At 73.1% G+C, this 11,799-nt stretch carries 6 protein-coding genes; 5 read left to right on the forward strand and 1 reads right to left on the reverse strand.

The genetic code is table 11. The annotated features are described in order from the left end of the window. Window positions 1-101 precede the first annotated feature (101 nt). Window positions 102-1,808, forward strand: a complete 1,707-nt coding sequence (locus ACFU97_RS07905) for a glycerol-3-phosphate dehydrogenase/oxidase (RefSeq protein ID WP_384252343.1) — start codon at window positions 102-104, stop codon at window positions 1,806-1,808. A 134-nt stretch (window positions 1,809-1,942) separates the two neighbouring features. On the opposite strand, the gene ACFU97_RS07910 is transcribed toward ACFU97_RS07905, so the two are convergent. Then, the gene (locus tag ACFU97_RS07910; RefSeq protein ID WP_384252346.1) at window positions 1,943-2,986 is read right to left on the reverse strand and encodes a serine hydrolase domain-containing protein; all 1,044 of its coding nucleotides are present in this window, start codon (window positions 2,984-2,986) and stop codon (window positions 1,943-1,945) included. 171 nt (window positions 2,987-3,157) lie between these two features. On the opposite strand from ACFU97_RS07910, the gene ACFU97_RS07915 reads away from it, so the two are divergent. The 4 genes from ACFU97_RS07915 (at window position 3,158) to ACFU97_RS07930 (ending at window position 11,795) form a co-directional block, all read left to right on the forward strand. Next, the gene (locus ACFU97_RS07915; protein ID WP_384252712.1) at window positions 3,158-5,323 is read left to right on the forward strand and encodes a serine/threonine-protein kinase; all 2,166 of its coding nucleotides are present in this window, start codon (window positions 3,158-3,160) and stop codon (window positions 5,321-5,323) included. Window positions 5,324-5,487: 164 nt separating this feature from the next. Continuing rightward, on the forward strand, window positions 5,488-8,277 hold the full coding sequence (locus ACFU97_RS07920) for a protein kinase (protein ID WP_384252349.1): 2,790 nt from the start codon (window positions 5,488-5,490) through the stop codon (window positions 8,275-8,277). A 162-nt stretch (window positions 8,278-8,439) separates the two neighbouring features. After that, window positions 8,440-10,077, forward strand: a complete 1,638-nt coding sequence (locus ACFU97_RS07925; protein ID WP_384252351.1) for a serine/threonine-protein kinase — start codon at window positions 8,440-8,442, stop codon at window positions 10,075-10,077. A gap of 59 nt (window positions 10,078-10,136) precedes the next feature. Then, on the forward strand, window positions 10,137-11,795 hold the full coding sequence (locus ACFU97_RS07930; protein WP_384252354.1) for a serine/threonine-protein kinase: 1,659 nt from the start codon (window positions 10,137-10,139) through the stop codon (window positions 11,793-11,795). Window positions 11,796-11,799 lie beyond the last annotated feature (4 nt).

Below are 11,799 nucleotides of genomic sequence, written 5' to 3' on the forward strand. Positions count from 1 at the left end.
GGCTGAACTCGGGCAAGCCGGTCAGAATTTTGGGCAGGGGGGATAGAACACGGGCTTCGCCCGATGGGTGCGGCCGGCGCTATCGATAGCGGGAGGCAGCAGTGAGGACAGCGACACTGGGGCCGGCGCAGCGCGCCGAGTCACTGGCGGCAATGGCCGAGCGCGAGCTGGACGTGCTGGTCGTGGGCGGTGGCGTGGTCGGTGCGGGAACCGCCCTCGACGCCGTGACCCGCGGCCTGTCCACCGGCCTGGTCGAGGCGCGTGACTGGGCTTCGGGCACTTCCAGCAGGTCCAGCAAGCTGGTCCACGGCGGGCTGCGCTATCTGGAGATGCTCGACTTCGCGCTCGTGCGGGAGGCGCTGAAGGAGCGCGGCCTGCTGCTGGAGCGGCTGGCCCCGCACCTGGTGAAGCCGGTGCCGTTCCTCTACCCGCTGCAGCACCAGGGCTGGGAGCGGCTCTACGCGGGCTCGGGCGTCGCGCTCTACGACGCCATGTCGATGGCCCGCGGTCACGGCCGCGGCCTGCCCCTGCACCGTCACCTGACCCGCCGTCACGCCCTTCGCGTGGCTCCGGCCTTGAAGAAGGACGCGCTGGTCGGGGCCCTGCAGTACTACGACGCCCAGATGGACGACGCGCGCTATGTGGCCACGCTGGTGCGCACGGCGGCCTCCTACGGCGCGAAGGCCGCCAACCGTGCGCGGGTGACGGGCTTCCTCCGCGAGGGCGAACGGGTCGTCGGCGCGCGCGTGCAGGACGTCGAGGGAGGCGGGGAGTACGAGATCCACGCCAAGCAGATCGTCAACGCGACGGGCGTGTGGACCGACGACACCCAGGCGATGGTGGGCGAGCGCGGGCAGTTCCACGTCCGGGCGTCCAAGGGCATCCATCTGGTCGTGCCGAAGGACCGCATCAGCTCCTCCTCCGGGCTGATCCTGCGCACGGAGAAGTCCGTGCTGTTCGTCATCCCCTGGGGGCGGCACTGGATCGTCGGCACGACGGACACCGACTGGGACCTCGACAAGGCGCACCCCGCCGCCTCCAGCGCGGACATCGACTACCTGCTGGAGCATGTGAACTCGGTCCTCGCGGTGCCGCTGACCCGGGACGACGTGCAGGGGGTGTACGCGGGCCTGCGCCCGCTGCTGGCCGGTGAGTCGGACGCCACCAGCAAGCTGTCGCGCGAGCACACCGTGGCGCATCCGGCGCCCGGCCTGGTCGTGGTGGCGGGCGGCAAGTACACGACGTACCGGGTGATGGCCAAGGACGCGGTGGACGAGGCGGTGCACGGCCTCGACATGCGGGTCGCCGAGTGCGTGACGGAGGACGTGCCGCTGCTGGGCGCCGAGGGCTACCGGGCGCTGTGGAACGCCCGGGCGCGGATCGCGGCCCGGACCGGACTCCACGTGGTGCGCGTGGAGCACCTGCTGAATCGGTACGGCGCGATGGCCGAGGAGGTCCTCGACCTCATCGCCGCCGAGTCGTCCCTCGGCGATCCCCTCCAGGCCGCCGACGACTATCTGCGCGCCGAGATCGTCTACGCCGCCTCGCACGAGGGCGCCCGGCACCTGGACGACGTGCTCACCCGGCGCACCCGCATCTCCATCGAGACCTTCGACCGGGGGACGCGCAGCGCACGGGAGGCGGCCGAGCTCATGGCCCCGGTGCTCGGCTGGGACAAGGACCAGATCGAGCGCGAGGTCGAGCACTACGAGAAGCGGGTGGAGGCCGAGCGCGAGTCGCAGCGGCAGCCCGACGACCTCACGGCGGACGCGGCGCGACTGGGGGCGCCGGACATCGTGCCGCTGTAAATCCCGTCCTCGTCCCGGGCCTGACCTCGTATCACGCGAGGTCACCCGGGATCACCCCTGGTCATCCTTGGTCACCCGAGGTGTCACCCGAACGAGTGTCAGGATCTGGGATCTTCGTTCGGGACCCGGTCGTTCTACTGGGTGCGGGGGCAGAACTCGGCGTCGAGCAGCCGGGGTTCGAGACCGGGATCCGCGATCCCCGCCGTGTTCACGCGGAAGGTGAGGACACGACGGCCGTCGGCGGTGGCTGCGGTGCGCACGTAGCTGCCGAGGATGCGTCCGTTGTGTCCCCACACCGTGGTGCCGCACGGCAGCTTCACGGGAAACAGGCCCATGCCGTACGAGCCGTGTGCGGTGCGGGTGTCGAGCATCTCGCGCAGCCAGCGCGAGGGCAGCAGTTCGCCGTCGAGCAGGGCCGCGTAGAAGCGGTCCAGGTCGGCGAGCGTGGTCACCATCTCGCCCGCGGCCCCGGCCACCCGCGGGTCGAGATCGGTGACGTCGGTTCCGCCGGCGGTGTAGGCGCGGCCGTGCGGGGAGGGCAGAGAGGTGCGCGAGCCGGGAAAGGAGGTGCCCGTCAGACCCAGCGGGGCGATGATGCGCCGCTCGGCCTCCGTGGCGTAGGAGCGGCCGGTGACCTGCTCGATGACCAGGCCGAGCAGGACGTAGTTGGTGTTCGAGTACGAGAAGCGGCCGGAGTGGGCCGGGGGGTGGGTGAGCGCGATGTGCATGGCCTGAGGAGCGGTGACGGGGGTGACGCCTCGGGTGTCCCGGGTGTAGTCGTACAGGCCGCTGGTGTGGGTGAGCAGGGACCGCAGTGTCAGTGACCGGCCGTCGTTGCCCGCTCCGCGCACCAGTCCGGGCAGGTGCCGCTCGACGGTGTCGGACAGGGAGAGCCGGTGCTGCGCGGCGAGTTGCAGGACGACCGTGGCGACGAAGGTCTTGGTGATGCTGCCGGCGCGGAAGTGGTCGGCGCGGGCGATGCCGCGACCCGCCCGGGCGTAGCGGGTGCCGGACTGTTCCTGGGCCAGCAGGGCCGCGGCGGGCGCTCCACCCTGCGTGACCAGCAGCGGAAGGATCGCGTCCGTGGCGGGTGCCGGGGGAGTCGGCGAGCTGCCGGGGACGAGGGCGAGCAGGGCCAGGGACACAGGTACGGCCAGTAGTGTCCGAAGCGGCGTCATCACGCCTCCTCCCTAGTCACGGCCCATCATGCAGGGTGGCGGAATGCGAGGTTCAGCGGGGTCTTCGGGGCGCAAATCCCCCGTACGGCACCACGGGCACCCTGGGCACTGGGCACTTGTCGGGTGAGGGACAATGGAGGCTCTGTCAGGGCGGGTTGCATGAGGGGACGCATGTCGGAGGCGGAGCGGGCGGGGTCATCTCGTCAGGACACTCGTCAGGACAACCGTGATCGTCTACTCGCCGGGCGCTACCGGCTGGGACGGGTGCTCGGCCGAGGCGGCATGGGCACGGTGTGGCGGGCCGAGGACGAGACCCTCGGCCGGACGGTCGCCGTCAAGGAGTTGAGGTTCCCGTCGAACATCGACGAGGACGAGAAGCGGCGGCTGATCACGCGGACGCTGCGCGAGGCCAAGGCGATCGCGCGCATCCGCAACAACAGCGCGGTGACGGTCTTCGACGTGGTCGACGAGGACGACCGGCCGTGGATCGTGATGGAGCTCGTCGAGGGCAAGTCGCTCGCCGAGGTCATCCGGGAGGACGGCCTGCTGGAACCGAAGCGGGCGGCCGAGGTCGGGCTCGCGGTGCTCGACGTGCTGCGTTCGGCGCACCGCGAGGGCATCCTGCACCGTGACGTGAAGCCGTCCAACGTGCTGCTGGAGTCCGAGACCGGCAGGGTCGTGCTCACCGACTTCGGTATCGCCCAGGTCGAGGGCGACCCGTCCATCACCTCGACCGGCATGCTCGTCGGAGCGCCCTCCTACATCTCCCCCGAGCGGGCCCGCGGGCACAAGCCGGGCCCCGCGGCCGACCTCTGGTCGCTCGGCGGACTGCTGTACGCGGCGGTCGAGGGACTGCCGCCGTACGACAAGGGCTCGGCCATAGCGACGCTGACCGCGGTGATGACGGAGCCGCTGGAGGAGCCGAAGAACGCGGGGCCGCTGAAGGACGTCATCTACGGTCTGCTCACCAAGGACCCGGCCCAGCGGCTCGACGACGCGGGTGCGCGGGCCATGCTCAACGCGGTGATCCACGCGCCCGAGCGCAAGGAGGAGCCGGAGCCGCCGGCGGACGCGACCAAGGTCGTGCCGTTGCCGACGCAGCCCGACGGGCCCGAGGGCGGGCGGAGTTCGGGCGGCTCCGGCGGGAAGCGGGCCGAGGAGGCGGCGGAGAAGCTGCGCGGGGCGCTGCGTTCCGTGCGCAAGGCCGCGACGGCGGCGGGAGCGGCAGCCGGTGCGGCGGCCGCGGCGCGCGGCAAGTCCGGTGGCTCCGATGCCGGTTCGGGCTCCGGCGGTGCGTCCAAGGGGGCGGCGGGGACCGCTGGTTCCACGGCTCCGTTGCCGCCGGTGCCTCCCGGGTCCGCGTCGGCCTCGGCGCCGTCCTCGGCGCCGTCGGCTCCGGGAGGGACATCGGGCTCCGCGGCCTCTTCCGGGACCTCGGGTGCGCCGGCCGCGTCGCGCGGTGCGGACTCCGCGGGCGGGAAGAGTGCGGCGCCGAGCGCGAACACGCCGTCGGGCGGGCGCAGTTCGGGGTGGCCGGTCATGACGCCGCCGGACCTGCCGCCGCGGCCCGTGCCCAGGGCGCCGCTCAGCGACGTGGTGCCGAAGCGGACGCTGGTGATCATCGCGGTGGTGGTCGTGCTGGCCGTGCTGGGTACCGTGCTGGCGCTCACGCTCGGCGGGGACGACGGCAAGGACTCCAACGGCGCGAAGAGCGGTGGCGGGAAGGTCGCGGCGAGCGCGTCCGCCAAGGCCAGCACCAAGGAGGACACGAGCGGGGGGACCAGCAAGGACAAGGGCGACGGTGCCGCGCAGTCCGGCGGGGCCTCGCCGTCTTCCGGCACGCCGGGTGACAACCCGACCGCGACCGGCGGCAGCGCGGGCGACGGGTCGTCCGGGGGCGGCGGCGCGGTGGAGTCGACGTACAAGGGGAGCCAGGGCTACTCGATCGGGCTGCCCAAGGGGTGGAAGTACCAGTCCAACGGCGCGGCGGGGGACCGGTTCACCGGGCCCGACGGGCAGAAGCTGCTCATCGCCTGGACGTCCACGCCCAAGGGCGACCCGGTCGCCGACTGGAAGAACCAGGAGCGCTACATGGTGCGCTCGCAGTACCAGAAGATCCGAATAGAGAAGGTGGACTACCGCGGCTGGAACGCGGCCGACTGGGAATTCACCTACGTGGACGGCGGGACGAAGTACCGGACCATAGACCGGGGATTCGTCGTCAACGACCATCTCGGATATGCGCTGATGTACACGGCGAAAGCGGCCAATTGGGGCAGTGAACTCCGTAAGGACACGTGGAAGACACTCGCGAAGACGTTCGAGCCGAAGTCGTGATGTGACCGTCCCGGCGTTTGGGCCGTGAGATCTGGCATCCCCTCTTTGCGGGTTGCCTCCGGCACGTATCGTGAGTGCTTGCGGACCGTACGCATCCGGGTATCGGTCCGGAACGGCGCGCAAGGCGAACGGAATTGACCGACCGGGCTGCCGGGGGAGGCAACGTGGACGACTATGCGGGTCGGGTGCTCGCCGACCGCTACCGCCTTCCGCTGCCGCCCGCCGACGAGTACGAACTGACCGACACCCGCGCCTTCGACACCTACAGCGGACAGGAAGTCCTGGTCAGGCAGATTCCGCTGCCGGAGGTCGTCGAGGCCGAGGTGATCGACGCCGACGGCCTGCCCGACGGTTTCACGGCCCGTGGCCCGCGGGAGCGGGGCGCCCGGTCCGCGGCACGCAGCGGGACGCGGCGGCCTACCGATCCGGCCGTGCGGCGTGCGGTGGAGGCCGCCCAGGCGGCGGCCCGGATTCCCGACCATCCACGGCTCGACCAGGTCTTCGACGTGTTCGCCGAGGGCGGTTCGCTGTGGATCGTCAGCGAGTTGGTGGAGGCCCGCCCGCTGGCGGCGCTGCTCGCCGAGAAGCCGCTGACGCCGTATCGCGCGGCCGAGGTGGCCTCCGACGTCCTCATGGCACTGCGCGTGCTGCACGCCCACGGCTGGGTGCACCGCAACATCACGGCCAAGACGGTGCTCGTGTGCGACGACGGCCGGGTGATGCTGACCGGGCTCGCGGTCGGTGCCGCGGAGGAGGCACTGTGCGGGTACGACCCGGTGCCGGCTCCGGAGAGTGACGAGAACGGCGGCTTGGGCACCGTGCCCGGGCAGTCCTCGGGCTCGGCCGGGTCCGCTCCCGCCGGCGGCCTGGAGTTGCCGGGCGCCAAGGGGCAGCCGAGCGCTCAGGGCGGTCCCGGCGGCGATCCCGAGGCCGCTCGGCGCGCGGCGATCGCGGCACGGGCGGCCGGGGGACTGGCCGCGGCCGGCCCGGACGCGGCACATGCGGCGGGGGCGCCGGGCGCGGGCGGTGCCTTCGCGCCCAAGGCCCTGGAAAGCGGCGGGGACGTCCGGGCCGCGCGGGCGGGCGCGATCGCCGCGTACCGGGCGGGCGCCCGGGCCGCGGCCAGGGTGCAGCAGGCGCAGCAGAGTCAGCGGGCGGCCCTGCCGGGAGCCCGTTCCGCGCCCGAGGGCGGCCCCGCCTCCCAGGCCAACGGTTCGGCGCAGACGCACACTTCGGGCGACACGGCACCCGCGCCTCCGGGCCAGATAGCCGACCCCTACGGCGTGGGCGGCGCCCCCTGGCACGGCGCCGCACCGCGCCCCGGCGTCAACGGCGCGGCCGGCCTCACGAGCGGCCAGGGCGGACGCACGGCACTACCGCCCGGCGGCACGGAGCCCGGCGGCATGGAGACCACTGCTTTCGGCGGCGCGGAGTTCGGCGGATCGCCCCTCGACGACGGTGCCCCCCAGACCGGTGCCCCTCAAGCGGGCGGCGCCTACGGTGCCACCCAGCCGGGCGGCGCCCACGGTGCCACCGCTCCAGGATCCATGGCTGCCGGATCCACCGCTCCCGGAGCCCCCGCGCCGGGTCTGGACACCGCGCCCCCGGCGGGAGTTCCGCAGCCGTCCGGCGCGACGCCGCCGAGCCGGTGGGACGACCTGGTGGCCGGCAGTCCCTCGTCCCGGGGTCCCGCCACTCCGCTCGCCGCGGAGCGGGCGCGTCAGGCGCGGATGGCCGTCGTCGGGCCGGTGACCGAGCGCTGGGCGCCCGAGCAGGCCGGACCGGTGCACGAGAACTGGCAGTTGGCGCCGCCCATCGGCCCCGCGACCGACCTGTGGGCGCTGGGCGCGCTGCTCTTCCGGGCCGTACAGGGGCATGCGCCGTATCCCGAGGAGTCGACGGCCGAGCTGGTGCAGATGGTCTGCGCCGAGCCGCCCGCCTTCGCCGAGGAGTGCGGGCCGCTGAGGCCGGTCGTCGAGTCGCTGCTGCGCCAGGACCCCACCGAGCGGCTGGAGTTCGAGGAGCTGCGCGGCTGGCTGCGGTCGCTCGTGCGGTCCGCGCCCGAGCCCGACGCCGGCGCGCACGTCATCGCGGCACCGCCGACCGACACCAGCCGACTGCCGGTCGTACGGCGGCGGGGCGAGCTGGTGCGCAGGCGGCGCGCCGGACTCCCCGCGACCAGCCCGCACGGCCGGCACAAGCGGGCCAAGCAGGACGTCAAGTCACCGCGCAGACTGGGCCGCACGCTGCTTCTGCTGGTCCTGCTCCTGCTCGCCGCGGCGATCGCGTACGCCGTGCTGTTCATGCCGAAGGCCGGGGAGAACGGCGCGGCGGGCGACCGTACCGGCAGCGCCGGGGACGTCGGCCCCGTGCCCACGCAGTCGGAGCAGGGCGCGAGCAGCCAGCCGCGGCCCGACCAGACCTCGCCCGGGTCCAAGGACAGCCCCAGCAGCTCCAAGTCGGCCGGTGCGACGGAGAGTCAGACCACCGGCCCCGACCTGCCGGGCGGCTTCACCCTGCGCAAGGACCCGGAGGGCTTCCGGGTCGCGGTGGCCAAGGGCTGGTCGCGGACGCCGAGGAACGCGTGGAACCAAGTCGTCTACTCCCACGGCGACTTCCAGCTCATCGTGGTCAAGGGGCGGGACGGCGCGGTCACCTACGGCAAGGACCCGATGGCCTACCAGCGGGACACGGAGCACGAGTTGCAGCCGTACCGCAGCTCCAGCTGGGCCACCGCGACCGGGCTGCGTACCGTCACCGTGGGCACACGCACCATGGCCGAGGGGCAGTTCACCTGGACCGACGGCGCCGGACGCGACCTGTACGTGCGCAACCTCGCGATGCTCATCGACGGGCGGTACCACATCGTGCAGGTGCGCGGGCCCGAGTCGCAGCGCGACGAGGTGACGAAGCTGTACGAGCAGGCGTCGACCACGTACCAGGTGACTGGCTGAACTCATCCGTGAAGGCTCCGTGAAGGACCCGGATGGTTGCGCCATACGCACGGAAGCGACAACCGTCACAGTGCGGTCTCCTTGGCACCCCCCTGGTTCCGTGCGGGCGGCCCTGTCCTTAGTCTGACCCTGTCAAGAGCATTGCGGGGCAACGTGAATCAGATGCAGGGCCAGCTAGTCGCGGGCCGCTACCGGCTCGCCGACTCGATCGGCAGCGGTGGCATGGGCCGCGTGTGGCGCGCGCACGACGAGGTGCTGCACCGGGCCGTCGCGATCAAGGAGTTGACCGCCGCGCTCTACGTCTCCGAGAGCGACCAGGAACGGCTGCTCGCGCGGACGCGGGCGGAGGCGCGCGCCGCCGCGCGCATCAACCACTCCGCCGTGGTCACCGTGCACGACGTGCTCGAGCACGACGGCCGCCCGTGGATCGTGATGGAGCTGGTCGAGGGGTACTCGCTGGCCGACGCGGTCAAGGAGCGCGGCCGGGTCGAGCCCGCGGAGGCCGCGCGCATCGGGATGTGGGTGCTGCGGGCGCTGCGCGCCGCGCACTCCGCCGGCGTGCTGCACCGCGACGTGAAGCCCGGCAACGTCCTCATCGGGCACGACGGCCGCGTCCTGCTCACCGACTTCGGCATCGCCCAGATAGAGGGCGACTCCACCATCACGCGCACCGGAGAGGTCGTCGGCTCGGTCGACTACCTCGCCCCCGAGCGCGTCCGCGGCCACGACCCGGGCCCCGCCTCGGACCTGTGGGCGCTCGGCGCGACGCTCTACACGGCGGTGGAGGGCAGGTCGCCGTTCCGGCGCACCTCGCCGCTGTCCACGATGCAGGCGGTCGTCGAGGAGGACGCGGCCGCACCGCAGTTCGCCGGCCCGCTCGGGCCCGTCATGGCCGCACTGCTGCACAAGGACCCGGCGGCCCGGCCGGGCGCCGTCGAGGCCGAGCAGATGCTCGCCGAGGTGGCGGAGGGCCGGCGTTCCGACGCGGCCCAGGCGTACGTGGCGACGCAACACGGCGGGTCCCGCTACGAGACGGCGACCGGCACCGGTGCGCAGACGGGCTCCGCGACGCCGTATCCCTCGGCGACGGCGCCCACCATGCTCGGGCCGAACGGCGCGCCGGCGGGCCCCGCCGTCCGGCCGAAGCGCCGCCGGCTGCGCACCCTGCTGCTCACGGTCGCGCTCGCCGCGATCGTCGGCGGCGGCGCGGCCGTCGCCTGGCAGAAGTGGGAGGCCGGGCGGCCGGCCGGCGGCGGGCCCTCCTCGTCGCAGAGCCCCGCCCCGTCCAAGAGCGACGACAGCCGCCCGGTCGGCGGCGTGCCCGCCTCCTGGAAGCAGTACGACGACCCCTGGGGCTTCAGCGTCTGGCTGCCCAAGGGCTGGAAGCGCTCGGTCGTGGGCGTCCAGGGCGACCTGCGGCAGGTCGACTACTCGCCCGACAACGGCCGGCACTTCGTCCGGATCGCCCTCGACACCTCGCCGGACTTCAAGGACGCCTACTCGCACCAGCTCGACCTGGACCAGCAGCTCGACGACCGGCTGGTCAACTACACGCGCCTGCAGCTGCAGAAGAACATCTACCGCGACCGCGACGGCTCGGTGTGGGAGTACACCTGGACGGCGCTGCAGAAGGACTCGCCCAACGGCTACGGCCCGCGGCGCGCCATCGAGGAGACGTACTTCTCGCGTGACAACACGGAGTACGCGATCTACATGAGCACGCCCGCGAAGGACTGGGCCAAGACGAGCAAGCAGTTCGCCGCGGTCCTGCAGGGCTGGCAGGAAAAGACCTCGCAGTAGCCGGAGTTGGCCGATCACCGCCCCGGAGCCGGTCCGTCCGGTGGGGCATGATGGGGCGCATGGGGACCGAGGGGGAGAACGTCCGCGTCATCGCGGGCCGCTACCGGCTCGAGGCCAGGCTCGGGCGCGGCGGCATGGGCGTGGTGTGGCGGGCGACCGACGAGCTGCTCGGCCGGCGGGTGGCGGTCAAGGAGATCCCGCTCGACCTCGACGAGACGCTCTCCGCCGAGGAGGCCCAGCGACAGCGCGAGCGCACGCTGCGCGAGGCCCGCGCGGTGGCCCAGCTGCGCCATCCGCACATCATCGTGGTGCACGACGTCGTGGTGCACGACGAACGCCCCTACCTGGTCATGGAGTTGATCGACGGCGGCACGCTGGCCGACCGGGTCTCCGCGCACGGGCCGGTCGACGCCGCGGAGGCCGCCCGGATCGGCATCGGCCTGCTGAGCGCGCTGCGCACGGCGCACGCGGCCGGTGTCCTGCACCGCGACATCAAACCCGCCAACGTCCTGCTGGAGTCCGGCTCCCGGCGCGTCGTCCTCACCGACTTCGGCATCGCGCAGGTCGCGGGTGCCACCACGCTCACCGAGACGGGGTCCTTCGTCGGCTCGCCCGAGTACACCGCGCCGGAACGGATGTCCGGGGCGCGCACCGGCCCGGAGTCCGACCTGTGGTCCGTCGGCGCGCTGCTGTGCACCGTGCTGAGCGGCGAATCCCCCTTCAGGCGGGACTCGCTGGGCGGCATCCTGCACGCGGTGGTGTTCGACGAGATACGGCCACCGCCGCAGGCCGAGCCGCTCCTGCCTGTCGTACGGGGCCTGCTGGAGCGCGATCCGGACCGGCGGCTGGACGCGGACCAGGCCGAGCGGATGCTGCGCGCGTACCGTTCCACGGGCCGCATCCCGGCGGCCGACTACACCCCGACCCAGCGGGACGTGCCGCGTCCGCGTCCCGCGCCGGCCGCGGCACCGGCGCCGGTGGCATCGCCGCCGGTCACGGTGGAGCAGCCCCGGCACTCCACCCGCGGCATGCTCGTGGCCGCGCTGCTCGTCGCCGCGATGGCCGGGGCGGGGGTGTCGGCGGCGGCGCTGCTGATGCACCGCGGCGGCGAAGGGGGCGGCACACCGGCGAGTTCAAGCCCCGGGACGTCCGTGAGCGCGTCGGCCTCGCCCGGTGGTTCCGCCTCCCCTTCGACCGGCGGTACCGGCAGGACGCCGTCGCCCAGCACCTCCAGCGCGACCCCCTCGGCCCGTACGACCGTCGGTCGCCACCCCTCCGCCCCGTCCGGCTACCGCGTCGCGGACGACCCGGCCGGTTTCTCCCTCGCCGTACCGGAGGGCTTCACGCGGGAGCCGCAGGGGGAGCGTGTCTTCTACATGTCGCCCGGAGAGACGTTCCGCCTCAGCATCAAGGCCGTCGCACCGGACCCGGGCGGTCCGCTCGCGGTGATGCGGCGTTCCGCCGCCAAGGGCCCGGACACCAATCCCGGCTACCACGACGGCCGGGTCACCTCGACCGCGCAGCACGGACACCCGGCCGCCCTCTGGGAGTTCACCTGGAACGGCTTCAGCACGGCGGAGGGTCCCCGGCACACCTACGACCTGTGCTGGGAGGAAGGCGGGCGGATGTACGACGTGTGGGTGTCGGCGCCCGTCGGCAAGGTGCGGGAGGCCAAGGAGTACTTCGACGTCGCGATCGACACGTTCGTACGTACCTGAAAGT

It is taken from the genome of Streptomyces sp. NPDC057616 (genome assembly GCF_042800575.1).
GTDB lineage: Bacteria > Actinomycetota > Actinomycetes > Streptomycetales > Streptomycetaceae > Streptomyces.

Coding starts and splice junctions, on each gene's coding strand:
- ACFU97_RS07915 (WP_384252712.1), top strand. CDS start 3,158: ATGTCGGAGGCGGAGCGGGCGGGGTCATCTCGTCAGGACACTCGTCAG.
- ACFU97_RS07925 (WP_384252351.1), top strand. CDS start 8,440: ATGCAGGGCCAGCTAGTCGCGGGCCGCTACCGGCTCGCCGACTCGATC.
- ACFU97_RS07930 (WP_384252354.1), top strand. CDS start 10,137: ATGGGGACCGAGGGGGAGAACGTCCGCGTCATCGCGGGCCGCTACCGG.
- ACFU97_RS07910 (WP_384252346.1), bottom strand. CDS start 2,986: ATGACGCCGCTTCGGACACTACTGGCCGTACCTGTGTCCCTGGCCCTG.